The following is a 24794-nucleotide window of genomic DNA, read 5'->3' on the forward strand; positions in this document are numbered from 1 at the left end:
CCAAAGACAACGGGAGAGGTGCGACCGATTCACACCTTTTCGCGAGAGACGCAAAGATCAAACGATCAGGACAGAAAATGAAGAATGCTTTGATGCTTTCCGGGCTTGCTACGGCCCTCTCCAGCCTTCCCGCCATGGCTCAGGAGCTTGAGATTATTGGCAAGCCGGTTGACGGCGGCATGGGGTTCCAGCCTGCTGCCACCAGCCTTGCCGAAGGGATTCAGTCGCTGGACAACATGATTCTGGTGATCATCACCGCGATCTGTGTGTTTGTTGCGGGTCTGCTGGTTTACTGCATCGTACGCTACAACCAGCGCGTAAACCCGAACCCGGCTCGGTTCTCGCATTACACTCCGGTTGAGATTGCCTGGACTTTGGGCCCGATCCTGATTCTGGTCTTCATCGGGGCTTTCTCGCTGCCGGTTCTGTTCAAACAGCAGGAAATTCCTGAAGGCGATATCACCATCAAAGTCGTGGGGAACCAGTGGTACTGGACCTACGAATATGTCGATCATGACTTTGCCTTCGATAGCTATCTCCTGGGCCACCCGGCCACCCTCGACGAGGGCGCGCGCCCGGCGGATGCCGACGTAACCCCATTTGTTCTAGACGATGCGATGCGGGCGAAGCTGGCCGATGCAGGCTATGGCGAAGACGAATGGCTGCTCGCCACCGACACCGCGGTCGTTGTTCCGGTCGGCAAGATTGTCGTGATGCAGGTTACTGCATCGGACGTGATCCATTCCTGGACCATTCCTTCGTTCGGCGTGAAGCAGGACGGCGTTCCTGGTCGTCTGGCCGAACTGTGGTTCGAAGCAGACAAGGAAGGCGTCTATTTCGGACAGTGTTCTGAGCTGTGCGGTAAAGACCATGCCTATATGCCAATCACTGTCAAAGTGGTCAGCGAAGAGGCATATGAACAGTGGCTGCAGGGTGCGCTTGAAGAATATGCAGGTCAGCCTGCTTCCTACCAAGTGGCCTCGAACTAAGCCCTTTGCGGCCTAGGTAAACACATGCGGGCTGCGCGGAAATCGCGCAGCTTTTGCCCCGAAAAGGACCGGATATGAGCGACGCAAGCTTCAATGCCAGCACCGTCTCTGCGCAGACCCGCGCGGACGAGGCCAGCTTTGGCGATTATTTCGCCCTGCTGAAGCCGCGCGTGATGTCGCTGGTCGTATTCACGGCTTTGGTCGGACTGCTTGCGGCTCCGGTTCCGATACATCCATTTGTTGGCTTCTGCGCCATCCTGTTCATCGCTATTGGTGGCGGTGCATCCGGCGCGCTGAACATGTGGTGGGACGCGGATATCGACCGCGTGATGAAGCGCACCAAAGGCCGTCCAATCCCCTCTGGCAAAGTTGAAGAAGGCGAGGCATTGGCGCTGGGTCTGGCTCTGTCTGGCCTGTCCGTGATTATGCTGGGTTTGGCAACCAACTGGTTTGCAGGGGCGTTTCTGGCCTTCACAATTTTCTTCTATGTCGTCGTCTACACGATGTGGCTGAAACGCTCGACTCCGCAGAACATCGTCATTGGTGGTGCCGCGGGGGCGTTCCCGCCGGTCATCGGATGGGTCGCGGCCACTGGCTCGATGACTCTCGAACCGTGGTTGATGTTTGCCCTGACATTCATGTGGACACCTCCGCATTTCTGGGCGTTGGCTTTGTTCATGCGCTCGGACTATGACGATGCCGGGGTGCCGATGTTGACCGTCACGCACGGCCGCCGTGCAACGCGCTGGCACATTCTGGTCTATACCGCGTTGCTGGCGTTGCTGGCGGTGGGGACTGCGTTCTCGGATATTGGAGGTCCGATTTATCTGGTCGTTGCGCTGGTTCTGAATGGCTTGTTTCTGCGGGGGGCCTGGCAGATTTCTCGTCGAAACGAAGACGATTCGGAGGCCGACAACTTCAAGGTCGAACGCAGTTTCTTCAAACTGTCGCTGCTGTACCTGTTTCTGCATTTCGGCGCGATTCTCGTCGAGGCCCTGTTGAAACCTTACGGATTAGGAGGCTGGTCATGAGCCTGCGCAAAACTCACGAACTTCACCAAAGACGGTTCAGCCGCAATCTGGGCGTCGGCCTGACACTGGCCGCGTTCATCGTGATCATCTTCGGCCTGACAGTCGTCAAGGTCTCGAACACAGATTTTAGTCTGGCGACGCAGCAGGTGCAGAACTGATGAAGTTGACGGGGCCACAGAAAACGGTCGCGCAACTGGTCGGCGTCGTCGTCCTTATGGGCGGTTTGGCATGGGCAGCGGTGCCGTTTTATAATTGGTTCTGCCGGGTCACGGGGTATGGAGGGACCACGGGGGTTGCCGAGAAAGCCCCTGATGACATTCTCGACCAAGTGGTGACGGTCCGATTTGATGCCTCCAAGGCCAAGGGTATGCCGTGGGAATTCAAGCCCGTCGAACGCGAGATGAAAATACGTATCGGTGAGACAGGTCTGGCGTTCTACGAAGCGTACAATCCAACCGACAAGCCCGTCGCAGGGCAGGCGTCCTACAACGTGGCGCCCTATTCCGCCGGGGGGTATTTTCAGAAAATCGCCTGTTTCTGCTTCGATGAACAGGTGTTGGAGCCGGGTGAGCGAGTCGAGATGCCCGTTACGTTCTTCGTCGATCCCGAACTGATCGAAGATCCCGAAGCAAAATATGTGCATACGATCACGCTGTCGTATACATTCTATGAGATTGATCTGCCCGAGGGCTATGCCGCCCTTGATGTGCAGGCTGAAACAAACAAGAACTAACGCCTGTAGGTGAGGGACGCTGATGGCACACGCAAAAGACCATGATTACCACATTCTGAACCCGTCAATCTGGCCACTGATCGGCGCGGTAAGCGGATTTGTGATGTTGTTCGGGGCCGTTCTTTGGATGCACGGGATCACCCCGTGGATCTTCTGGATGGGGCTGGTCGGGGTTCTTTATACCATGTTTGCATGGTGGTCCGAAGTCGTGGTTGAAAGCCGTCAGGGCGATCATACGCCGGTCGTGCGTATCGGCCTGCGCTATGGCTTTATCCTGTTCGTGATGTCCGAGGTGATGTTCTTCTTCGCCTGGTTCTGGTCGTTCTTCAAACATCGCATGTATCCGATGTACGACTATGCCGGTACTGAATACATCCAGCCGGATATCCACGCCGTTGATCCGTTCCACCTGCCGCTGATCAACACTTTGGTCCTGTTGCTGTCGGGTTGTGCGATTACTTGGGCCCACCACGCGCTTGTTCATGACAATGACCGCAAGGCGCTGATCAATGGTCTGGCCATTGGTATCGTTCTGGGCATCGCCTTTACTGCGCTTCAGGCGTTTGAATACTATGAGTTACTGGCCCATGAGGGTTGGGAGTTCGGTGGCGATCAGTTCTATTCGAACTTCTTCATGGCAACCGGTTTCCACGGCGCGCATGTGATTATCGGCACCATCTTCCTGTCGGTCTGTCTGATCCGCGCCCTGAAGGGGGACTTTACGCCCGAGAAACACGTCGGTTTCGAGGCTGCCGCATGGTATTGGCACTTCGTTGACGTCGTCTGGCTGTTCCTGTTTTTCGCCGTCTACATCTGGGGTCAGGCCCCGCTGATGTAACGCCACGCAGGTGATCCAATTGCAAAAGCCGCCCCACGGGGCGGCTTTTTCTCAATCAGGGGCGCAAGATTGCGCCCGATACAATTACATGGTTGCACTTCGGTTCACGTGCCCCTTAACAAGGCGCCGGTTCCCGCAATAAGGTCTGATCCCACCATGCGCAGCTTTCTGTTTCTGCTTATCTTCGGTCTTGCCGGTCTGGGCCTGCTGCTGTCGCTGGGCATTTGGCAATTGCAGCGGCTGACCTGGAAACAGGAGGTGCTGGCCGAGATCGAAAGCCGCATCGCTGCCGATCCTGTCGCCTTGCCAGAGCAAGTCTCCGAGGATGTGGACAAATACCTTCCGGTGACGGTCGCAGGCGAGATCGAACCGGGCGAGATCCACGTTTTGGTTTCGGTCAAGCAGGTGGGGCCGGGGTATCGGATCATCCAGTCCTTTGCCACCGACAACCGGACTATTCTGGTGGATCGCGGTTTTGTGCCGACCACAGCCAGGCAGGCTGATCGACTGACTGGCCCGATGGAAATCACCGGCAACCTGCACTGGCCCGATGAAGTCGATGGCTACACGCCTGACGCAGATATTGACGGCAACATCTGGTTCGCCCGCGATGTGCCCAATCTGGCTGCCGTGCTGGGGGCTGAGCCTGTGTTGCTGATTGCCCGCTCGGAAACCGATCCGAATGTAACGCCAATGCCGGTGGATACGGCGGGCATCCCCAACGATCATTTGCAATATGCAATCATCTGGTTTGGTCTTGCTCTGGTCTGGGCCGCAATGACCGGATACTTCCTGTGGCGCAGCCGTGCCAATTCCGAAAGTGACGCGACATGAAATACATCTCGACCCGCGGGCAGGCGCCCGAACTGACCTTTGAAGAGGCGATGCTGACCGGACTGGCCCGTGATGGTGGTCTGTACTTGCCCGCTGAAATTCCGGTGATGTCGCAGGACGAAATTGCTGCGTTGGCTGGCCTGTCCTACGAAGAAATCGCATTCCGCGTGATGTGGCCCTATGTGAGTGGCTCGTTCTCCGATGATGAGTTCAAAAAGATCATTGCGCGCGCTTATGAGGGCTTCGGCCATGACGCCCGCGCGCCGTTGAAGCAGCTGAACGAGAACCATTTTCTGCTGGAGCTGTTTCACGGACCCACACTGGCTTTCAAAGATTTTGCCATGCAGCTAATCGGCCAGCTGTTCCAGGTCGCGCTCAAACGGCGCGAAGATCGCGTGACCATTGTCGGCGCGACGAGCGGTGACACCGGTTCAGCCGCAATCGAAGCGTTCCGTGGGCTGGATGCGGTCGATGTGTTCATCCTGTTCCCACATGGCCGTGTGTCCGAAGTGCAGCGCCGTCAGATGACTACGCCTGCAGACAGTAATGTGCACGCTTTGGCGGTAGACGGCGATTTCGATGACTGTCAGGCCGCGCTCAAAGACATGTTCAACGACTTTGATTTCCGCGACGGTGTGAAACTTGCAGGCGTCAATTCGATCAACTTCGCCCGCGTGTTGGCACAGATCGTTTACTATTTCTCCGCCGCCGTCAGCCTCGGCGCGCCACATCGCAAGGTCAGCTTCACCGTGCCGACAGGGAATTTCGGCGATATCTTCGCAGGCTATCTGGCCAAACGCATGGGGCTGCCCATCGATCGTCTGGTGGTGGCGACCAACCAGAACGACATTCTGCATCGCTGTCTCTCGGGCGAGGGATATTTCAAGGGCGATACGATCCCCTCAATCAGCCCTTCAATGGATATTCAGGTTAGCTCGAACTTTGAGCGCGCACTGTACTACGCCTATGGCGAAGATGGCGGCGCAGTCGCTCAGTTGATGGATGAACTCAAGAGCGGAGGCTTCAATGTCAGCCAAGGCGCGATGGAGGCTCTGCGAGAAAGCTTTGACTCGGGCCGCGTTTCTGAGGACGAGACGCTTGAGAAGATCAGGCGCACGATGGTCCACAGCGCCGAGTTGGTTTGTCCGCACACCGCCGTTGGGATCAAAGTGGCTGAAGACCACCGCGCTGCCGATGTGCCCATGATCACGCTCGCAACCGCGCATCCCGCGAAGTTCCCGGCGGCGGTCGAGAAGGCAAGCGGCGAACATCCGCCTCTTCCATCCCGCATGTCTGATCTGTATGAACGTCCGGAACGGGTGACCCGCGTTGCGAACGATCTGGGTGCCTTTGAGGATCATATCAGAAGGCATATTGCTGAGTGACAGTCAGACAGGACCAACTGAAGAACGGATTTCGTATCGTCAGTGAACATATGCCGGGGCTGCAATCTGCGGCCATCGGCATCTGGGTAACCGCCGGTGGTCGGCACGAGCGGATCGAGCAGAACGGTATCGCGCATTTCCTTGAGCATATGGCGTTCAAGGGAACCCAGCGGCGTTCTGCGCTGCAAATCGCCGAAGCGATCGAGGATGTGGGCGGGTACATCAACGCCTATACCTCGCGCGAAGTTACGGCCTATTATGCACGCGTACTGAAGGACGATGTGGCGCTGGCCATGGACGTGATCGGCGACATCGTCCTGAACCCGGTATTCGACCCGCGCGAGATCGAGGTCGAGCGCGGCGTGATCCTGCAGGAAATCGGTCAGGCCTATGACACACCTGACGATGTGATCTTTGACTGGCTGCAAGAGCAGAGCTATCACGACCAACCCCTTGGCCGCACCATTCTGGGCCCGACCGAGCGCGTCAGTGCGTTTTCCCGCGAGGACTTGTCTGGTTTCGTGGCCGAACACTACGGGCCGGAACAGATGATCCTGTCTGCAGCTGGAGCTGTGGACCACGATGCGCTGATGAAACTGGCCGAAGAGATGTTCGGCCACCTGCAGCCGCGCAAGGGTCTGATCCCCGACGCTGCGCGGTTCACTGGTGGTGAGGCGCGGCAGGAGAAAGAACTGGAGCAGGCGCATTTCGCGCTGGCGCTGGAAAGTCCGGGCTATCGCGATGATGCGATCTATACGGCCCAGATTTACTCGACCGCTCTGGGTGGAGGCATGTCCTCGCGCCTGTTTCAGGAAGTGCGCGAGACGCGCGGGCTTTGCTATACGATCTTTGCTCAGACCGGTGCTTATGCGGATACCGGTACGACAACGATTTACGCAGGCACCTCGGCCGATCAGGTGGGCGAATTGGCGACGATTACCATCGACGAGATGAAGCGCGCTGCCGAAGACATGAGCGCAGAAGAGGTTGCCCGCGCGCGGGCCCAGATGAAGGCCGGGATGCTGATGGGGCTGGAAAGCCCGTCGAACCGGGCCGAACGGCTGGCGCGGCTGGTGCAGATCTGGGGACGTGTGCCCTCGCTTGAGGACACCGTGGCCAAGATCGATGCGGTCAGCACCGAGGACGTGCGTGCTTTTGCCGAAGACATGGCAGTCAAAGCCCCTGCAGCGCTGGCGCTATATGGGCCGGTCTCGGGCGCACCGACGCTGGTGGATCTGCAGGAGAGGCGTGCGGCGTGATGCTGTTAGGCAGACGCAAGCTAAAACTCGAAACCGAGCGCTTGACGCTGCGCCCGCCCATGCATTCCGACTTCAACGACTGGACCGCCTTGCGGCGTGCTTCAAAGGACTATCTGGTGCCGTGGGAGCCGGTTTGGGCCAAGGACCATCTGAGCCGCAAGTCGTTTACCAACCGGGTCTATTGGGCCCAGCGCTCAGTCGCGAGTGGAACGGCGATACCTCTGTTCCTGTTTCGTCGCACAGACAATATTCTGCTGGGGGCGATCACGTTGGACAATGTTCGCCGTGGTCCGGCGCAGGCTGGCACCTTGGGCTATTGGACCGGGCAGGCCTTTGCGCGTCAGGGGTTCATGCGCGAAGCAATTGGCGCCGTTGTTCATCACGCCTTCACCCGTCTGGATTTAAGCCGGATCGAGGCCGCGTGTTTGCCTGAGAACAAGGCCTCTCGCGGTCTGCTGGAAAGCTCAGGCTTCAAATACGAAGGCGTGGCGCAGTCTTATCTGCAGATCAATGGGCGCTGGCGAACGCATGTTCTGTATGCCAGCTTAAGGTCCGATCGTCGGGGCAAGACTGAGGCAGGCTAGAGGGCTCTGCCGCCAGGCATGGCAAGCCTCCTGTCATGGAGATATCCGTGGCCAGATCAACAAGGGCATGACTTGTTGGCCCATTGCGCTACACTTGCCCTATGTGGCGGTTTGTTGCGGGACTGATGATGATTGCAGGCGGGGCTGTGGCGCAGGAGCGGCGGCCTAGTCACTGTATCGCCATCGCAGATGCGGCACCGGGGATTGAATATCTTCACAAAGCGGCGTGGCAGGATCCCGTGCCCGAGTTTTCGGTTCGTATCAGCTATGTCGCGCATGCATCGTTTCTGATCCAGACACAGGGCGGGCTGAACGCGGTGACCGATTTCACCGGTTTTATCGGCGGCGCTGCGCTAATTCCTGACGTGGTCACAATGAACCATGCGCACAGCACCCACTGGACTGCCCATCCCGATCCGGCCATCCCGTATGTCTTGCCGGGCTGGGGCGAGTTCGGCGAAGGCATCGAGCACCATCTTGATCTGGGTGAGATGCTGATTCGCAATGTGTCGACCGATATCCGTTCGGCCTATGGCGGTATTGAAGATCGCGGAAACTCGATCTTTGTGTTCGAGGTCGAAGGGTTGTGCATCGGCCATCTGGGGCATCTGCATCACATTCCGTCGGATGAACAATTCGCTGCACTGGGTCGGCTGGATGTGGTCATGGCGGCGGTGGACGGAGGCACCACGATGCCCTTGCCCGAGATGGTTCAGGTTCTGAAACGCCTCAAAAGCTCGGTCATTATCCCGATGCATTGGTTCTCGAATTTCTCGCTTGAGCGGTTTCTGGTGGATATTCGGGATGAATTCCCGGTTGAACGGGATGGGGTGTCCGAGATTGTCGTCTCGTTGCGCACGCTGCCCGATAGGCCGACGGTTGTGGTGCTGGAGCCTCAGTACCTCATAGAGCTGGAATAGGGCTTGTCGCGGCCCGTGGCCTTTGGCAGGGAAGAGCCATGAAACTGAACTCTGCAGACAGCCGCCTTGCCGAAGCAATCAGAGCCCGATTGGGTGCTGACGTTTTGCGCCCGATTGCAGATCGTTACCTTGAAGAGCCGCGTCAGCGGTTTGTCGGGCAGCCCGGTTTGCTTGCCTTGCCACGCACTGTGGAAGATGTGTCGGCTCTGGTGCAATTGGCCGCAGACGCTCGGGTGCCTGTTGTCCCTTATGGCGGCGGCACCGGTCTGGTAGGAGGGCAGGTTGTTCCGGATGGTCCCGCCCCTTTGATCGTTTCCCTGGAACGGATGACGGCGATACGCGCGACTTACCCCACCGAGAACATACTTGTGGCCGAGGCCGGTGCCATTCTGGCCGACGTCCAGACCGCCGCTGAAGATGCGGACCGTCTATTTCCCCTGTCGCTGGCTGCGCAGGGTTCTTGCCGGATTGGTGGCAATCTGGCCACCAATGCGGGTGGCGTGAATGTGCTGCGCTATGGCAATGCACGCGATCTGTGCCTGGGGCTTGAAGTGGTATTGCCCAGTGGTGAGATATGGCACGGGCTTAGCCGGTTGCGTAAGGACAACACCGGTTATGACCTGCGTAACCTGATGATCGGGTCCGAAGGGACACTTGGCATAATTACGGCGGCGGCGTTGAAGCTGTTCCCGCGACCCAGGGGCGTTGGAACCGCAATGTTTCAGGTCTCCTCACCCGAGGCTGCCATTGATCTGTTGTCAGTGGCGCGGGATCAAGTGGGGGAAGCGGTCAGTACGTTTGAGTTGATCCATGGGCAGGGACTCAAATTCCTGACCGAGGTTTTGCCCGACGTGCGGCAACCCTTTGCGGCAAAACCGGAATGGAGTGTGTTGATCGAGCTGGGCCTGTCTGTCGGCCAAGACCCTTCGGACATGCTTGAGGCGATTTATGTCGCCGCTGATGAGCGCGATCTGGTCCGCGATGCGGTCATCGCGCAGAGCGAAGCACAGCGGTCAGATCTCTGGGCCGTGCGCGAGCGCATCCCCGAGGCCAACCGGCTGATCGGGTCAGTTTCCAGCCATGATATCTCGGTCCCGATTTCCCGCATTCCAGAGTTCATTCGGCGCGGTGCGGATGTGGTGGCTGGGCAGGGGCCGTTTCGCGTGAACTGCTTTGGACATCTGGGCGACGGTAATCTGCACTATAACGTGTTTCCACCTGCCGGGCAGGATAAGGCGGAGTTTGTCGCACAGCGGGGCGCGGTCAAACGCGCGGTACATGATCTGGTTCAAGAATTTGGTGGATCGGTCAGCGCCGAACACGGTGTTGGTAGGCTCAAGACAGATGATCTGGAACGCTATGGTGATCCGGTCAAGTTGCAGGCCATGAGGGCGATTAAAACAGCGCTTGATCCTCAGGGGATTATGAACCCCGGGGCGGTTCTGGCCTAATAGACGCGCCCCGGACGTATACCGGGGCGCTGCGGTTCTTTACGACGCGGGCAGAATGACCTTGTCGATCACATGGATCACGCCGTTCTCGGCTTCGATATCGGCTTGCACAACGTTGGCATCATTCACCATGACGCCATTGTCGAGATCGATGGTGATATCTCCGCCCTGCACGGTGGCGGCGGTCATGTCATCGGACAGATCACCCGACATCACTTTGCCCGGGACAACGTGATAGGTCAGCACTGCGACCAACTGGTCCTTGTTTTCGGGCTTCAGAAGATTTTCGACCGTGCCCTCGGGCAGCGCTGCAAAAGCCTCATCCCTTGGGGCGAAAACGGTGAACGGCCCTTCGCCTTTCAGCGTTTCAACCAGTTCGGCGGCCTGAACGGCAGCGACGAGCGTTTCAAAACTGCCCGCGCCCACCGCAGTATCGACGATATCCTTGGCGTGCCCATCTGCCAAAGCAGAGGTGGTCAACAGAAAACTGGCAACTCCAGCAACAGCGAATTTGCGCAACATGACATGATTTCCCTTGTTGAGAATGCCTTAGGTGGCATCATTCGGGGTACGCAGTCAGGTCGCGACAAGATCACAGAATCCAGAGGCAACTGTTTCTTGAATGTGACCCCAATCGCGCTAAGCCTGCGGCGCACGCGATTTCCAGTCACGAGTTTGTGAAGTTTGTGGAGATCAGAGCCCTTCGAACTCGCACAGAACGTGCACGTCCATGCCCAAATCTTCCAGCGCTTTGCGACCACCCAATTCGGGCAGATCGATGATGAACGCGCATGAGATGATCTCGCCGCCCAGCCGTTCGATCAGCTTGATCCCCGCGGCGGCGGTGCCTCCGGTAGCCAGAAGATCATCAACGACCAGGATCTTCTCACCCGGCTGGATGGCGTCATCGTGAATTTCGACGATCGCCTCGCCATATTCCAGCTTGTAGTCCTGGCTGATCGTGGTGCCGGGCAGTTTGCCCTTTTTGCGGATCGGCACGAATCCAACGCTCAGCTGGTGGGCAATCGCACCGCCCAGAATAAAGCCGCGCGCCTCAAGGCCCACAACTTTGTCGATTCGCTCACCGGCGTAAGGGTGCAACATCTGGTCGATTGCCATGCGGAACCCACGCGGGTCGGCAAACAGGGTGGTGACATCGCGGAACATGATCCCTTCATGCGGGAAATCGACGATGGTCCGAATGTAATCCTTGACCGTTTTGTTTCTGGACATGGGCCACCCCTTTGGCATCAAACACGCGCGGGGTATTTCGCCCATAAGGTGCGGTCATGCAAGAGAACTCTGGCCCCTGCGGCTACTTGCTGCGGCCGCGCATGGCGTTAGGCAGGCCGTAGTAGCGATACAGCGCGTTCGGAAGCCAGGACAGGTGCGGCTTGCGCCAGTTGCGTTGATCCCGAAGAAGAATGGCTTGCGCGACATGAAGGTTCATTGCTTTAATCTCACTTTTGCTGTTATGTGCGCGATATCTACATTTTATATTCTATGTATATACAATGCATCGCGCTTAGAATCAAGGGCAGGACGGGGACTGGACGTGTGACCAAGAAAGATGGAAAGAAATCTACCAAGAAAAACAGTCAGTTGATTTTGCGTCTCGACAAGGATGAGCGCGATGCATTCGTCGAGTTGTGCAGGGATCTGGACACCTCCGCCGCCCGCGAAATTCGCCGGTTTATCCGGGGGTTCATGAAGGAAAACGCTGAAAACTGAAATCACGCCGGGCGGCGCAGAACCGCTGTGGCGATGCCCATTCCGATCAGGGTCAACCCTCCGAACCGGGTCATGGTCGTGATGACATTCGCGCGTCCGATCATCCGGCGCAGCTTGTCCGCCAGCAGCGCGTAGGCCAGCGCGTTCAACCCCGCGAGACCCACAAATGTTGCGATCAGGATCGCGAATTGCGGACCCAAAGGCTCGGCTGGACGCAAGAATTGCGGTACGAAAGCGATGAAGAAGGCAATGGATTTCGGGTTCAGCGCGGTGACTGCAGCGGCATGGCCAAAAACACTGCGGGCGGTCACGTCACGTTCGGTTTCAATTGCTTGCAGCCCGCCCGACGGTGCGCTGCGCAGGAGTTTTACACCCAGCCAGACCAGATAGGCTGCCCCAACCCATTTCAGCACGGTAAACAGTGTGGCAGAGGCCAGCACCAGCGCCCCCAGCCCCAGCAGCGACGCGGTCATCGCCACCAAATCCCCCAATGCGACCCCAGTGGCCGAGGCAACCGCCACACTGCGTCCTTTCGACAGCGCATAGCTAAGCACCAGCAACACGGTCGGGCCTGGGATCAGCAGCAGCGCAGTCGAAGCGGCCACAAAGGCCAGCCAGATTTCAATGGACATGGAGTATCCTATTAGAGTGTTTCCCACACCAAGCCTTGGCACGACGTATTGGTCAAGGCTTTGCGGGCACATTCTCGTGGTGAAACACCGGCTCCAACGGGTTGGCGTTCGGATTTGCGAAGCCGGGGTCGCCTAAATACCGAGGACATGGGGCAGGGAATTCAGGCGTGCAATGCGATCTGGGATTGCCGCAACAGGTTTAAGATTGGATGAAGCTTGGCTTATGCATCTTGAAACGCCTCCAATGTACCCCACTCTCGCAATGCGACCCAAAGGAGGGAGCCATGGTTCAAACCCAACACGCTGAGGCCGATACCGGCCGCGCCAGATCCGGTGTCGAGCGCCTCAAAAGCATCTTGGTAGGACTGCTGTTGGCCGGGGCGATCTTGTATGCGGGCGTCCTCGGATACATGTTTTTCAACCAGCAATCTCTGCTGTACAAACCCGAAGGTACGTTACCGGATCCGGCTTCGGTGGGGTTGTCGGATGTTGATGCGCTGTCGCTGACAATGGCTGATGGTACTGCCCTGACGGTCTGGGCTGCACCCGCTGCAATCCCGGATGCACCGACCGTCCTATTCTTCCACGGCCAAAGCGGCAATCTGGGGGACCGTGCTGAACGGCTGCGCGAAATCCTCAACTCGGGCTACGGGCTGCTTGCCCCCAGCTATCGCGGCTTTCCGGGCAGCGAAGGCGAGCCCTCGGAACTGGCGCTGATCTCTGATGGAGTTCAGCTCTATGACAGGCTGGCGGGTCAGGGCGAAGCTGTGGTGCTGCACGGTCAGAGCCTCGGCACCGGCATTGCTGCCGCTGTGGCAGCCGAGCGTCCCGATGCAGAACTTCTGGTGCTTGAGGCCCCGTTCACTGCAACCGTTGATGTCGCGGCGGAACGCTATCCTTTCCTGCCGGTCTCAGCCTTGATGAGGGATCAGTTCGCCACACGTGATCTTATCGAACAGATCTCGGTGCCGACGTTGATTTTTCACGGCACCGAGGATGAAACTATTCCACTGCATCACGGAAAAGCTCTGGCCGAGATGTCCGATACCGCGCAGATTTACGTGATCCCCGACGGCACCCACAACGATTTGTGGTCGCGTGGCCTATGGGACGAAGTGCAAAAGAAACTGTCGCAGTACTGAGTTTATAACACCCGCCCAGCCACAGCATCCAGCTTGGCCAACAATTCCGGATCGCGCTTTTCAGGCGCGGTCAGGATGGCATACTCCAGCGCCCGGTCGCAGCCATGCGGGCAGGGCGCACGGTCGGTCCCCAGCATAGCGGGTAGACCTTTGACCAATGCCCGGCCTTTTTCCGCATTACCGGTCAGCGTGGCGATGATGGCGGCCACGTCGACTTCACCGTGATCAGGGTGCCAGCTGTCATAGTCGGTGACCATCGCGATTGAGGCATAACAAAGCTCGGCCTCGCGGGCGAGTTTCGCTTCGGGCATGTTGGTCATGCCGATCACGTCGCACCCCCATTGCTCGCGGTATAACTTGGATTCCGCCAATGACGAGAATTGCGGTCCTTCCATCGCCAGATAGGTTCCACCTCGGTGGATGGTGATGCCAGCCGTCTTGCCAGCAGTCTCGCAAGCGTCCGACAGGCGCGGGCAGGTCGGATGCGCAACACTGACATGGGCGACGCAGCCAGTCCCGAAAAAGCTCTTTTCACGGGCAAATGTTCGATCGATGAACTGATCCACGATCACGAAATCACCCGGCGCCATATGTTCGCGGAACGACCCGCAGGCCGAGACCGAGATCACATCCGTTACGCCAAGCCGTTTCAACGCGTCGATATTGGCGCGATAGGGCACCTCGGTCGGCGAGTGCACATGTCCGCGACCGTGACGCGGCAAGAAGGCCATTTCGACCCCATCCAGCGACCCGGTCAGGATCTGATCCGACGGATCGCCCCATGGCGTTTCTACTGTGACCCACTCGGCATTCTCCAGACCATCGATGTCATAAATGCCCGATCCTCCAATGACGGCGATTTTTGTTTGGGTCACGAGCGCTCTCCGTTGAAAATTCCTGCTGTGTGAGTTCTGCGGGCCACAGCTTCATTTGACAAGTGGGTTCAACGGTTTGTGTGCGTTTGGGTCAAGCTATGCGCACGGCGCATATCAGGGTCCCGCCTGGCGCGGTATCTCAAGACCGGTTTGACCGCTAGAAGGCCCCTTTCGCGCGAACAATACCGACCAACAGGACCGATCCATGCCCCGAGCCATGCTGGCAAGCTTTGCCAATCGTATAGCCAAACCCGATTTGCGCTGGGTCCCGGATGAGGGATTGACCTTTTCCCGCCTGCGGATCGAACTGCTGTCCGGTCTCACCGTCGCCTTGGCGCTGGTCCCCGAAGCCGTAGCCTTTGCCTTTGTCGCCGGGGTGCACCCTCTGGTCGGGCTTTACGCGGCGTTTCTGGTCGGTCTGATCACTGCGTTGATCGGTGGTCGCCCCGGCATGATCTCGGGCGCGACCGGGGCGCTTGCGGTTGTCATGGTCGCACTGGTCGCACAACACGGGGTCGAATACCTGTTCGCAACGGTGGTGCTGATGGGGATTATGCAGATCATCGCAGGTGCGATGCATTGGGGCCGGTTCATCCGACTTGTGCCGCATCCGGTGATGCTGGGCTTTGTGAACGGCCTGGCGATTGTGATCTTTCTGGCGCAGCTGGGGCAATTCAAAGTGCCCGGAACCATGGAAAATACCGGCCACGGCATGGGCGGTGGCGAGTGGCTTTCGGGCGTTCAGCTCTACACAATGCTGGGTCTGGTCGCTCTGACCATGGCTGTGATCTGGATCATGCCCCGCATCACCCGCGTCATCCCAGCGCCTCTGGCCGGGATTTTTGTTGTCGCTGCTTTGGTCATTGGCATTGGGCTGGACGTCCCGCGTGTCGGTGATCTGGCTTCGATCGAAGGCGGCCTGCCCAGCTTCCATATACCTATGGTGCCGCTGAACTGGGAGACCTTTGAAATCATCCTGCCCTATGCCCTGATCCTTGCCGCAATCGGTCTGATTGAATCCCTGCTGACGCTAAACCTTGTGGGTGAGATCACCGGCAAGCGCGGTGGTGCTTCGCAGGAATGTATCGCGCAGGGCACAGCGAACGTAGTCACCGGTTTCTTTGGTGGTATGGGCGGTTGTGCGATGATCGGTCAGTCGATGATCAACGTGAAGTCAGGCGGGCGCACGCGTATCGCAGGTATCGCTGCAGCGCTATTTCTGTTGCTCTTCATCCTGGTGGGTTCGCCTCTGATCGAGCAGATTCCACTGGCCGCACTTGTCGGTGTGATGTTCATGGTGGTGATCGGAACCTTCGCCTGGAATTCGCTGAAGATCATGCGGAAGGTGCCTTTGATGGATGCGTTCGTGATCGTACTGGTGACAGTCGTCACCGTGATGGAAGACCTTGCGGTGGCTGTTGTGGTTGGTGTGATTGTCTCAGCCCTGGCTTATGCATGGAATAACGCCAAACGCATCCACGCGGTTACGCGCGACTCGGAAACGGAAGAAGGGGCGAAGGTCTATGAAATTCAGGGCCCGCTGTTCTTTGGTTCGTCCGAGGGCTTCGTGGAGCTGTTCGACGTAACAAACGACCCCGAGACCGTCATCATCGACTTTGCAGCCAGCCGTGTGGTGGACCAATCCGCGCTGCAGGCTATCGAAAACATCGCCGCCAAATACGAAGCGGCTGGCAAACGCGTCATGCTGCGGCACCTGAGCCGTGACTGTCATACACTGCTGAACAGGGCCGGCCATCTGATGGTCGACAGCGATGATGACCCGGATTACGAACTGGCTGTGGATTATTCGGTCCGCACCGGTATTCTGGGCGGGCACTGAATACGCGAAAGGGCGGCCGGATTGGCCGCCTTATATCTCAGAAGCAATGCGCTCCAACGCATCGATATTGCCTGAAAGCAAGGCATCTTCGGCCCGAGTGATTGTTTCTGCGGGCCAATCCCACCATCGCAAGTCTTGCAGCCTTTCAATCACATCGCGATCAAAACGATAGCGCCGGACTTTTGCCGGATTTCCGGTAACGACTGCATAGGGTGGAACCTGACCCCGCACGACCGAGCCTGCGCCAACAATCGCGCCATTTCCGATCTGCGCTCCGGGTAAAATCAAAGCTCCGTAACCGATCCAGACATCGTGCTCGATAACGGTATCACGTGTATCAGGCTGGTAGCCTGACATGCGATCCGGATCGAAGATTGGAAATGGAAAGCAGGTCAAGCCATCGGTCGCGTGATTTGCGGAGGCAGTGATAAACCTTACTCCATGAGCGATTTGGCAGAACTTGCCCAGCATCAGCTTTTCTTCTGAAAAGGGAAACAGATACGGTGCAAGCCGCTGCGCCCAGTCCTTCGGCGCATCGAAATCCGAAGCATAAGTGTAAGCTCCGGCCTCAAAGCGGGGATGATCGATGGCCTGAGACAGAAACACTGTTCCGTTGTGGCTAGAGCCGTCGGGCAGAACAATCGGATATCTGCGTGTAGGATCAGGCAGTGGCATTAGTCATCCGGGCGTGAAAGGCTGAACAATTCTGTCACCACAGAATAGTCCCGATAACCCAACCGCGCGAGCGGGTTGAATGAGGTCACGTCAAATTTGCCGTCACGGATGTGGTCATCGTGCAGGTGCACACCAGTGACCTCTCCGAACACCACCCGATTGGACTCACCCGGCAGAGTTACGATCTGAGTAAGTTTGCATTCCAGCGCTGCGGGCGCTCCCTCGACCCGAGAGCAATTGATGGTTTCGCATTCAACGGGTGTCAGCCCAGCATGAGTGAACTCGTCGACGTGCTTTCCCAAACCCTCTGAGCTGGCATTCATTGCGTCGCGATGCGCATGGGCCACCACGTTGACGCAGAATACCTTCGTGGCCTCGATATTGGCGATGCTGTCCTTGCCGCCATCCTGATCGTGTTTGGAGCCGGTTGAGGCGAACATCACCTGAGGCGGTGTATAAGCGACACCATTGAAGAAGGAATACGGGGCCAGGTTGTTGATCCCGTCAGCATCGCGCGTCGAAATCCAGCCGATCGGGCGTGGGGTTATGATGGCGTTGAAGGGGTTGTGCGGCAGGCCGTGGCCGTCTTCGGGGCGATAGAACATATGGACTCCAAGCGTTTGCCCAAGGCCTATCGAAGTGCTAGGGCGATTTCCAGCAAGGATAAGAGGGCGCGCGTGCAGCAATTCAAGATCAGGCCGGAAGAGCCGGAAGACTGGTGGGAGGTCGAAGCGCTCTATGACCTGTGCTTTGCTCCGGGGCGCGAGGCGTTGTCGTCTTATCGTCTGCGCGATGACGTGCCGCCTGTCGCTGGCCTGTCGCAGGTCGCGCGCGATGGGCAGGGCATTCTGGCCGGTGCAATCCGGTTCTGGCCCGTGCATGTGGGTGAACATGACGCGCTGCTGCTAGGTCCAGTGGCGGTCCACCCGACCCATCAAGGCGAAGGGTTGGGCGGATATCTGATCCATCAGGGGGTAGAGGCCGGGCGCGCCAAAGGGTGGGATCGCGTCATGCTTGTGGGCGATGCGCCCTATTATGCCCGGTTCGGGTTCACCCCGCTGACGGGTGTCGAAATGCCCCCGCCCACCAACCCTGATCGCATACTGGGTTTGGAACTGACCCCCGGAGTTTGGTCCGAAATTCAGGGGCTTGTTAGTCGCTGGACCCGTTGACCCATTGAAAACCCGCTGCAAAGTCCCGATGTTTTCAGGACAGGAGGGCACAGATGCAGGACGTGGTTCTTGTCGAAAAACTCGATCCCGAGGCCGAGCTTGATCGGCTTGCGCAGCTGTACGGTGCGGCAGGTGGCGCAGGAGTGAATCTGCTGAACAAGCTTGGTGGTTCGGCGGAATCCTTATTGGATCAGTTACCTAAGCCGGTGCGAGAAGGTCTGACCGAAGCAACCGAACAGGCGCTTTGGCTTGCCATGCATGCGGCCGAAGGCTCTCGGCGTGCCGTGCCGGACCAGAAACCATGGGTCAACACAGCCTTGACTACTGCCATGGGCGCAGCCGGAGGTCTGGGTGGAGTTTCCACAGCACTTGTCGAGCTGCCCGCGACAACCGCCATGATGCTGCGCGCGATCCAAGGCGCAGCGATGCGGGAAGGATTTGATCCGACCGCCGAGAACGTGAAATTCGACTCGATCCGAGTGTTGTCAGCCGCAGGTCCTTTGGTCGAGGATGACGGGGCTGATCTGGGCTTTTTCTCAATGCGCATGACCCTGACCGGACCGACCATGCAACGCCTCATTGCGATGGTGGCGCCGCGCCTGTCCGTAGTGCTGGGCCAGAAGCTGGCGGCGCAGTCTGTACCGTTGCTTGGGGCGCTTGCCGGGGGCGGTACAAATTTTGTCTATACCCGCTACTACCAGCAGATCGCGCATGTGCATTTTGGGCTGCGTCGATTGGCGATTGATGCCGACATACCTCATGACGAGCTGGTGCGGCGCTTGTCGGGGCGGATGGCTCTTAATAAGGGCGCTTTCCCGTAAAGCTTGGCAGACTTTGCCGGATATGTTAAATATCACTTTATAAACCGCAACATAAGCGGAGCGAGCAGTGGATATGAACCGTGTTTGACGGACGCAGTATTGATGCGATTGCCGGGCTTTCGGCGGAAAACCTCTCCCTTTCCGGGGCGCTGCCTGTTTATGCTCAATCCGCTGCGCTTTGCTATCGAACCAATGATGACCTGCCAGAGATTTTGTTGATCACAACGCGCAGGGCGCGGCGCTGGATCATCCCGAAGGGGTGGTTGATCAACGGGCTGACCCCGTCTGAAACAGCCGCCCGCGAGGCCTGGGAAGAGGCTGGTGTTTTGGGGCAGTGCGGAAGCGAAAGCCTTGGTCGGTTTGCCTATATCAAGAACCGGCCTGGCAAGCCATCGGCGCTGTGTCTAGTTGATGTGTTTCCGCTGCATGTGCAGCGATTGGAGGCGCAGTTTCCCGAAGCGGGTGAGCGCAGGCGCAAATGGGTTTCGCCCAAAAAGGCATCGTTGAAGGTGTCGTCGCCCGATCTCGCTGCGCTTTTGGGCGGATTCGGGTTGCATCGGCAATAGCGGGCCAAGATCAAGACTTGATATTGCCATGTTGGTCGGTATCTATTCGCCAACCGGACTTTGGATGTGATATGATTCAATACGCATTGAAATGCAGCAATGACCACAGCTTTGACAGTTGGTTTCAATCCGCAGCCGGCTTTGACAAACTGTCAGCGGCCGGGTTGGTAACCTGCGCGGTATGCGGCTGCGACAAGGTAGAAAAGGCGGTGATGACACCGCGTGTCCGGCCTGCGCGCAAGGCGGTGACCGAGGTTGCACCAGCGCAGCCTTCTGCGGATGAGATCAGCATGGCAACACCTTCGCCCGAGATCGCTGAGGTCCTCAGCGAACTGCGTCGAAAGGTCGAGGAAAACTCGGACTATGTGGGTAAGGATTTCGCCAAAGAAGCCCGCAAAATCCATCTGGGGGATGCGCCCGAGCGCGCGATCTATGGTGAGGCCAAGCCCGAAGAGGCGCAATCGCTGATTGAAGACGGCGTGCCGGTCGCACCGTTGCCGTTTGTTCCTAGCCGCAAGACCAACTGACCCATGCACATCGTTATTACGGGCACGAACCGAGGGATCGGGAAATCCATTGCGGATCAGTATCGTGCAGAAGGTCATGAAGTGACCGGAACTGCCCGGGACGGTAGCGCAGATATCGTGCTGGATGTCACGGACCCAGAACAGCACGCTGCAATGGCCGAGCAACTGCGAGGCCGCCAGATTGACCTGCTGATCTGCAATGCGGGCGTTTATCTGGACAAAGGACACGACATTAGTGGCTATCCCGCCGAGATGTGGGCGCAAAGCTTCGCCGCCAACGTGACAGGCGTGTTTCTTACCATCCAGTCCTTGTTGCCGAATCTGTGTACCGCGCGGGGCCGGATCGCCATCGTTTCGTCTCAGATGGCGTCACATACGCGCGCGCCGGGTGGCAGCTATATCTACCGTGCGTCAAAGGCGGCGGCGCTGAATTTGGGCCGCAACCTAGCGACTGACCTACTGGCGGATGGCATTGCGGTGGGAATCTACCATCCGGGCTGGGTGCAGACGGACATGGGCGGATCTGCAGCAGAGATCACGGTCGATCAGGCGGCAAACGGCTTGATCGAGCGATTTGCGGCTCTCTCGCTCGATACTACCGGTTGTTTTGAAACCTGGGATGGTCGGGCGCACCCTTACTGAGAGTTCAGGGCCGCCTTGGGGATTTCGTAGACTTCACCGGGATCAATGAAGATCACCATGATATCACCGCGTGTCTCATAGGTCAGTTTCGATGTCGAACTGCTGGAATCCGGCACGCCTTTGGTGAAGTAAATCCGCCGGACCTCGCCAGTGTTCAACTGAACCGCCAACGTCGCCGTTCCATCTTCGCGCTTCCGCAATTCGGCCGGACAACTGGCCAGTGTATCACCTGCCAATGCAGCGCATGGAACGGTGCCTAATGAGTTCTCGCCATCCGTTCCCGATAGGGTGGCCACTTGGGCATTTGCGGCAGTCGAAACCAGGCTTAGGGCAAGGGCAAAGCGGAACATTGAAATCCTCGTGGAATAAGACTTTGACCGAACGCTTACACCACGCACGACCAAAGTAAAGCACTGCGGTGCAGACTTTGCCCACTTGCCCTTGCGCCCCCCCTCGCATAAGAGGCACGGGATCAGAAATTCAAGGCGCGGAGACACTAGCCCCCATGCCCGTACTCGTGATGAAATTCGGCGGCACATCGGTCGCCAATCTGGACCGGATCCGCCGTGCTGCCAAACGGGTTGGTGTCGAGGTAGCCAAAGGCTATGACGTCATCGTCATCGTTTCGGCGATGTCCGGCAAGACCAACGAGCTGGTGGGCTGGGTCGATGAAATCTCTCCGCTCTATGACGCGCGCGAATATGATGCCGTTGTCTCCTCTGGTGAAAACGTTACAGCTGGCCTGATGGCGCTGACCCTGCAGGAAATGGACATCCCGGCGCGCAGCTGGCAGGGTTGGCAGGTGCCGCTGATCACCAACGGTGCCCATTCAGCGGCCCGGATCGAAGAAATCCCGCCCGAGAATATCAACCAGAAATTCGGCGAAGGGATGCGCGTTGCGGTGGTCGCGGGCTTCCAGGGCATCAGCCCCGAAGGTCGCATCACCACGCTGGGTCGGGGCGGTTCGGACACCACTGCCGTGGCTTTTGCTGCCGCTTTCGAAGCCGAGCGCTGCGACATCTATACGGATGTGGACGGTGTCTATACGACCGACCCGCGCATCTGTGAAAAGGCGCGCAAGCTGGACAAAATCTCGTTCGAGGAAATGCTCGAACTGGCCTCGCTGGGGGCCAAAGTGCTTCAAACCCGCTCGGTCGAGCTGGCGATGCGCTACAAGGTGAAACTGCGCGTTCTTTCAAGCTTTGAGGAACAATCCGACGAGGCCGGTACACTGGTCTGCGACGAGGAGGATATCATGGAATCCAATGTTGTGGCCGGTGTGGCCTATTCCCGCGACGAAGCCAAGATGACCGTCGTTTCGGTGGCGGACCGTCCCGGCATCGCCTCGATCATCTTTACCGCGCTCAGCGACGAGGGCGTGAACGTGGACATGATCGTCCAGAATATCTCGGACGAAGGGCGCACCGACATGACCTTTTCCTGTCCGACCAATCAGGTCTCCCGCGCCGAAAAGGCATTGCTGGCGATCAAGGATCAGGGTGAGCTGAACTACGCCGAACTGGTTGCGGATGAGGACGTTTGCAAGGTCTCAGTTGTCGGGATCGGCATGCGCTCGCAATCCGGTGTTGCGGCCAAGATGTTCAAGATTCTCTCGGATGAGGGGATTAACATCAAGGTCATTACAACCTCCGAGATTAAAATTTCCGTCCTGATCGACAGGAAATACATGGAACTTGCGGTTCAGGCACTGCATGATGCCTTTGAACTGGACAAGGCGGCCTGAGCTTTCAGCCAAGTGTCCTGTCTGAAACCGTAACGTGGGTGGGCCATGGCGGAAGGCACGGAAACAGAATCTCGCAAGTTGCTGGGACGGCTGCGCGAAGAAATGGCGAGCGAAGCCGCCGGTCAGGAACGTCTTGACCGGATCACGCACCTGATCGCCGACAGTACCGGTCGTGAAGTTTGCTCGATCTACCTGTTTCGGGATGAGGATACGCTTGAACTGTGCGCCACCGAAGGTCTGTCCCCAGAAGCGGTGCACAAGACGCGGATGCGTATGGGCGAAGGGCTGGTCGGTCGCGTCGCCAAATCTGGCAAGGTGGTGAATACGGCGGACGCGCCCTCGGCCAAGGGCTTTCGGTACATGCCGGAAACCGGCGAGGAACGGTATTCGTCCTTTCTTGGTGTGCCGGTACAGCGTCTGGGTCAGAAACTGGGCGTGCTGGTGGTTCAGTCCCGGGACGCGCGCGAGTTTTCAGCGGATGAAGTTTATGCGCTGGAAGTTGTCGCGATGGTTCTGGCCGAAATGGCCGAACTGGGCGCGTTCGTCGGCGAAGGCGCGGCCTTGTCACCGCTGCACCAGCAATCGGTGCAACTTACCGGTGGCCCGGCGCAGGAGGGATCTGCTGAAGGCCATGTCTGGCTGCATGAACCTCGTGTTGTTGTCACCAATCCCATTGCCGAAGACCCGCATCGTGAGCGTGAGCGGCTGACCGAGGCCGTTGAAGAGCTACGCGTCGGCGTCGACAAGATGCTTGAGATTTCTCAGGGTGGCGACAAGGAGCAGTTGCAGGTTCTGGAAGCCTACCGGATGTTCGCCAACTCCAAGGGTTGGATGCGCCGGATGGAGGAGGACATCGCTCTTGGTCTCAGCGCTGAGGCGGCGGTCGAGAAAGAACAATCTCAGGCGCGGGCCCGCATGGGGCAGGTCACCGATCCGTATTTACGTGAACGGTTGGCCGATCTGGACGACCTCAGCAATCGGTTGCTGCGAATTTTGACTGGACAGGGCAACGGCAACGGGGCTGACCTGCCGCCCGATCCGATCCTAATTGCGCGAAATATCGGCCCCGGTGATCTGCTGGAATATGGCCGTTCTCTCAAAGGGATCGTATTGGAAGAAGGCTCGGTCGGAAGCCATGCCACTATCGTGGCGCGCGCGTTGGCGATCCCACTGGTGGTGCATGTAGGCCGCATCACCACCGAAGCGCTGAATGGCGATCACATATTGGTGGATGGGGATAGCGGTGTCGTACATCTGCGCCCCGAGGACACCGTCGTTAGTGCTTTCCGTGATAAAATCGCGATGGAAGCCAAGGCGCAGGAACGCTACGCCTCGATCCGTGAAACGCCCACCGTCACGCAGGATGGTGCGCGAATCAACATGGTGATGAACGCGGGCCTGATGGCCGATTTGCCCTCGCTTAGTACCTCTGGCGCCGAAGGAGTGGGCCTGTTCCGCACCGAACTGCAGTTTCTGATCCGCAATCAGATGCCCAAGCGATCCGAGCTGGTGACGCAATACAAACGTGTCCTGGATGCTGCGGGCGAAAAGCGCGTGGTGTTCCGCACGCTCGATATCGGGTCAGATAAGGTTCTGCCTTATATGAAACATGTGGAAGAGCCGAACCCGGCGCTGGGCTGGCGGGCGATCCGGGTGGGTCTGGACAAGCGCGGCGTGATGCGGATGCAGTTGCAGGCGCTGATCCGGGCCGCCGATGGCCGCCCCCTGACGATCATGTTCCCGTTTGTCGCGCAGGCTGACGAATTCCGTGAGGCGCGCTGGGAGGTCAAGAAAACGATCGAGCGTGAACGGCGTCTGGGCCATGTTCTGCCTGAATCGCTCGAAGTGGGGGCGATGCTGGAAACGCCTTCACTTGCCTTTGCGCCGCAGAAGTTCTTTGACGAAGTCGGCTTTATCTCGATCGGTGGGAACGACCTGAAACAGTTTTTCTTCGCCGCCGACCGCGAAAATGAACTGGTTCGCCGTCGCTACGATACGCTGAATGTCAGCTTTCTGAGTTTCATTGAACGTATCGTTGAGAGATGCTCGATCTCGGACACACCGCTCAGCTTCTGTGGCGAAGATGCCGGTCGCCCGGTCGAGGCGCTGTGTCTCGCGGCCATGGGCATCCGTACCCTTTCGATGCGCCCGGCCTCAATCGGGCCAGTCAAAAGCCTGTTGTTGCGGTCGAACCTTCAGGATGTGCGTAAAATTATCGCCGATGCCCGCCATCGTGGGGAACAATCCGTGCGTCCGGCGGTGATGGACTGGCTGCGGACGCAGTCCTGACTGATCTTCCGCGATGCCAGCTGCAAATCCGCGCTTGATTTTTGCGCTCAGGTTTTCTATTCAGCCGGTGAATGTTAGCGATAACATAGCTAATGACGCACATGCGTTTTAATC

The 24794-nt window shown here is 58.2% G+C and carries 29 protein-coding genes; 21 read left to right on the forward strand and 8 right to left on the reverse strand.

Annotated elements, in window-relative coordinates; genetic code table 11:
- The first annotated feature begins 77 nt into the window (after nucleotides 1-77).
- From coxB to ACR0MJ_RS00885, 11 genes are all read left to right on the forward strand, one after another.
- Nucleotides 78-989 carry a cytochrome c oxidase subunit II gene (coxB, locus tag ACR0MJ_RS00835; protein WP_170397324.1) on the forward strand — a complete coding sequence of 304 codons (912 nt, stop codon included), beginning with the start codon at nucleotides 78-80 and terminating at the stop codon, nucleotides 987-989.
- A gap of 74 nt (nucleotides 990-1063) precedes the next feature.
- Nucleotides 1064-2020, forward strand: coding sequence for a heme o synthase (gene cyoE / locus ACR0MJ_RS00840; protein ID WP_170397322.1), 957 nt, complete (start codon nucleotides 1064-1066; stop codon nucleotides 2018-2020).
- Complete coding sequence (locus ACR0MJ_RS00845) at nucleotides 2017-2178, forward strand: hypothetical protein (protein ID WP_170397320.1); 162 nt, start codon at nucleotides 2017-2019, stop codon at nucleotides 2176-2178. The genes cyoE and ACR0MJ_RS00845 overlap by 4 nt, the downstream gene beginning before the upstream one ends.
- The gene (locus tag ACR0MJ_RS00850; protein WP_170397318.1) at nucleotides 2178-2753 is read left to right on the forward strand and encodes a cytochrome c oxidase assembly protein; all 576 of its coding nucleotides are present in this window, start codon (nucleotides 2178-2180) and stop codon (nucleotides 2751-2753) included. Before ACR0MJ_RS00845 ends, ACR0MJ_RS00850 begins: the two co-directional genes overlap by 1 nt.
- A 22-nt stretch (nucleotides 2754-2775) precedes the next feature.
- Nucleotides 2776-3591 (forward strand): cytochrome c oxidase subunit 3, encoded by an 816-nt coding sequence (locus ACR0MJ_RS00855; protein WP_170397316.1) that lies wholly within the window; start codon nucleotides 2776-2778, stop codon nucleotides 3589-3591.
- Nucleotides 3592-3747: 156 nt separating this feature from the next.
- On the forward strand, nucleotides 3748-4425 hold the full coding sequence (locus tag ACR0MJ_RS00860) for an SURF1 family protein (protein WP_480758480.1): 678 nt from the start codon (nucleotides 3748-3750) through the stop codon (nucleotides 4423-4425).
- Nucleotides 4422-5810, forward strand: coding sequence for a threonine synthase (thrC, locus tag ACR0MJ_RS00865; RefSeq protein WP_480758483.1), 1389 nt, complete (start codon nucleotides 4422-4424; stop codon nucleotides 5808-5810). Before ACR0MJ_RS00860 ends, thrC begins: the two co-directional genes overlap by 4 nt.
- Nucleotides 5807-7069 carry a M16 family metallopeptidase gene (locus tag ACR0MJ_RS00870; RefSeq protein WP_170626462.1) on the forward strand — a complete coding sequence of 421 codons (1263 nt, stop codon included), beginning with the start codon at nucleotides 5807-5809 and terminating at the stop codon, nucleotides 7067-7069. The genes thrC and ACR0MJ_RS00870 overlap by 4 nt, the downstream gene beginning before the upstream one ends.
- The gene (locus tag ACR0MJ_RS00875; protein WP_170397308.1) at nucleotides 7069-7653 is read left to right on the forward strand and encodes a GNAT family N-acetyltransferase; all 585 of its coding nucleotides are present in this window, start codon (nucleotides 7069-7071) and stop codon (nucleotides 7651-7653) included. The genes ACR0MJ_RS00870 and ACR0MJ_RS00875 overlap by 1 nt, the downstream gene beginning before the upstream one ends.
- 128 nt (nucleotides 7654-7781) lie before the next feature.
- On the forward strand, nucleotides 7782-8573 hold the full coding sequence (locus ACR0MJ_RS00880; RefSeq protein ID WP_480760254.1) for an MBL fold metallo-hydrolase: 792 nt from the start codon (nucleotides 7782-7784) through the stop codon (nucleotides 8571-8573).
- 38 nt (nucleotides 8574-8611) lie between these two features.
- On the forward strand, nucleotides 8612-10024 hold the full coding sequence (locus tag ACR0MJ_RS00885) for an FAD-binding oxidoreductase (protein WP_480758486.1): 1413 nt from the start codon (nucleotides 8612-8614) through the stop codon (nucleotides 10022-10024).
- A gap of 39 nt (nucleotides 10025-10063) precedes the next feature.
- Here ACR0MJ_RS00885 and ACR0MJ_RS00890 read toward each other — a convergent pair whose 3' ends face one another.
- The 3 genes from ACR0MJ_RS00890 to ACR0MJ_RS00900 all read right to left on the reverse strand — a co-directional run bounded on the left by ACR0MJ_RS00890 (nucleotide 10064) and on the right by ACR0MJ_RS00900 (nucleotide 11474).
- Complete coding sequence (locus tag ACR0MJ_RS00890; protein WP_480758488.1) at nucleotides 10064-10546, reverse strand: fasciclin domain-containing protein; 483 nt, start codon at nucleotides 10544-10546, stop codon at nucleotides 10064-10066.
- Nucleotides 10547-10717: 171 nt separating this feature from the next.
- Nucleotides 10718-11257, reverse strand: a complete 540-nt coding sequence (locus ACR0MJ_RS00895) for an adenine phosphoribosyltransferase (protein ID WP_010441681.1) — start codon at nucleotides 11255-11257, stop codon at nucleotides 10718-10720.
- Nucleotides 11258-11339: 82 nt separating this feature from the next.
- Nucleotides 11340-11474: a hypothetical protein gene (locus tag ACR0MJ_RS00900; RefSeq protein WP_255612018.1), complete on the reverse strand. Its 135-nt coding sequence runs from the start codon at nucleotides 11472-11474 to the stop codon at nucleotides 11340-11342.
- Nucleotides 11475-11581: 107 nt separating this feature from the next.
- Here ACR0MJ_RS00900 and ACR0MJ_RS00905 point away from each other — a divergent pair, with 107 nt between their 5' ends.
- The gene (locus ACR0MJ_RS00905; RefSeq protein WP_170404284.1) at nucleotides 11582-11755 is read left to right on the forward strand and encodes a hypothetical protein; all 174 of its coding nucleotides are present in this window, start codon (nucleotides 11582-11584) and stop codon (nucleotides 11753-11755) included.
- Between the two features lie 2 nt (nucleotides 11756-11757).
- Here the strand turns inward: ACR0MJ_RS00905 and ACR0MJ_RS00910 are convergent, their stop codons facing one another.
- Complete coding sequence (locus ACR0MJ_RS00910; RefSeq protein WP_170397298.1) at nucleotides 11758-12387, reverse strand: LysE family translocator; 630 nt, start codon at nucleotides 12385-12387, stop codon at nucleotides 11758-11760.
- A 284-nt stretch (nucleotides 12388-12671) separates the two neighbouring features.
- On the opposite strand from ACR0MJ_RS00910, the gene ACR0MJ_RS00915 reads away from it, so the two are divergent.
- The gene (locus ACR0MJ_RS00915) at nucleotides 12672-13529 is read left to right on the forward strand and encodes an alpha/beta hydrolase (RefSeq protein ID WP_480758490.1); all 858 of its coding nucleotides are present in this window, start codon (nucleotides 12672-12674) and stop codon (nucleotides 13527-13529) included.
- A 2-nt stretch (nucleotides 13530-13531) separates the two neighbouring features.
- Here the strand turns inward: ACR0MJ_RS00915 and ACR0MJ_RS00920 are convergent, their stop codons facing one another.
- Complete coding sequence (locus ACR0MJ_RS00920) at nucleotides 13532-14404, reverse strand: S-methyl-5'-thioadenosine phosphorylase (protein WP_170511367.1); 873 nt, start codon at nucleotides 14402-14404, stop codon at nucleotides 13532-13534.
- 205 nt (nucleotides 14405-14609) lie between these two features.
- Here ACR0MJ_RS00920 and ACR0MJ_RS00925 point away from each other — a divergent pair, with 205 nt between their 5' ends.
- Nucleotides 14610-16244, forward strand: a complete 1635-nt coding sequence (locus tag ACR0MJ_RS00925) for a SulP family inorganic anion transporter (RefSeq protein ID WP_480758494.1) — start codon at nucleotides 14610-14612, stop codon at nucleotides 16242-16244.
- 30 nt (nucleotides 16245-16274) lie between these two features.
- On the opposite strand, the gene ACR0MJ_RS00930 is transcribed toward ACR0MJ_RS00925, so the two are convergent.
- Entirely contained in the window at nucleotides 16275-16919 is a 645-nt protein-coding gene (locus ACR0MJ_RS00930) for a CatB-related O-acetyltransferase (RefSeq protein ID WP_480758496.1), read from the reverse strand.
- Nucleotides 16919-17524, reverse strand: a complete 606-nt coding sequence (locus ACR0MJ_RS00935; protein ID WP_170397289.1) for a flavin reductase family protein — start codon at nucleotides 17522-17524, stop codon at nucleotides 16919-16921. The genes ACR0MJ_RS00930 and ACR0MJ_RS00935 overlap by 1 nt, the downstream gene beginning before the upstream one ends.
- Before the next feature lie 72 nt (nucleotides 17525-17596).
- Here ACR0MJ_RS00935 and ACR0MJ_RS00940 point away from each other — a divergent pair, with 72 nt between their 5' ends.
- The 5 genes from ACR0MJ_RS00940 to ACR0MJ_RS00960 all read left to right on the forward strand — a co-directional run bounded on the left by ACR0MJ_RS00940 (nucleotide 17597) and on the right by ACR0MJ_RS00960 (nucleotide 20647).
- Nucleotides 17597-18091 carry a GNAT family N-acetyltransferase gene (locus ACR0MJ_RS00940; protein WP_170397287.1) on the forward strand — a complete coding sequence of 165 codons (495 nt, stop codon included), beginning with the start codon at nucleotides 17597-17599 and terminating at the stop codon, nucleotides 18089-18091.
- Nucleotides 18092-18144: 53 nt separating this feature from the next.
- A complete protein-coding gene (locus tag ACR0MJ_RS00945; protein ID WP_480758499.1) occupies nucleotides 18145-18912 on the forward strand; it encodes an EcsC family protein in 768 nt (255 codons plus the stop codon).
- An 80-nt stretch (nucleotides 18913-18992) separates the two neighbouring features.
- A complete protein-coding gene (locus ACR0MJ_RS00950; RefSeq protein WP_170736487.1) occupies nucleotides 18993-19478 on the forward strand; it encodes an NUDIX hydrolase in 486 nt (161 codons plus the stop codon).
- A 71-nt stretch (nucleotides 19479-19549) separates the two neighbouring features.
- Nucleotides 19550-20005 carry a DUF1178 family protein gene (locus ACR0MJ_RS00955; protein WP_170736481.1) on the forward strand — a complete coding sequence of 152 codons (456 nt, stop codon included), beginning with the start codon at nucleotides 19550-19552 and terminating at the stop codon, nucleotides 20003-20005.
- 3 nt (nucleotides 20006-20008) lie between these two features.
- The gene (locus ACR0MJ_RS00960) at nucleotides 20009-20647 is read left to right on the forward strand and encodes an SDR family NAD(P)-dependent oxidoreductase (protein ID WP_480758502.1); all 639 of its coding nucleotides are present in this window, start codon (nucleotides 20009-20011) and stop codon (nucleotides 20645-20647) included.
- Here ACR0MJ_RS00960 and ACR0MJ_RS00965 read toward each other — a convergent pair.
- Nucleotides 20641-20997, reverse strand: a complete 357-nt coding sequence (locus tag ACR0MJ_RS00965; RefSeq protein WP_170397277.1) for a hypothetical protein — start codon at nucleotides 20995-20997, stop codon at nucleotides 20641-20643. The genes ACR0MJ_RS00960 and ACR0MJ_RS00965 overlap by 7 nt on opposite strands.
- 155 nt (nucleotides 20998-21152) lie before the next feature.
- Between ACR0MJ_RS00965 and ACR0MJ_RS00970 the strand changes: the two genes are divergently transcribed.
- Both ACR0MJ_RS00970 and ptsP read left to right on the forward strand, forming a co-directional pair.
- On the forward strand, nucleotides 21153-22391 hold the full coding sequence (locus ACR0MJ_RS00970) for an aspartate kinase (RefSeq protein WP_170397275.1): 1239 nt from the start codon (nucleotides 21153-21155) through the stop codon (nucleotides 22389-22391).
- Nucleotides 22392-22436: 45 nt separating this feature from the next.
- On the forward strand, nucleotides 22437-24680 hold the full coding sequence (ptsP, locus tag ACR0MJ_RS00975; RefSeq protein WP_170511353.1) for a phosphoenolpyruvate--protein phosphotransferase: 2244 nt from the start codon (nucleotides 22437-22439) through the stop codon (nucleotides 24678-24680).
- The last annotated feature ends 114 nt before the right edge of the window (nucleotides 24681-24794 follow it).

Source organism: Ruegeria sp. C6 (assembly GCF_056537625.1).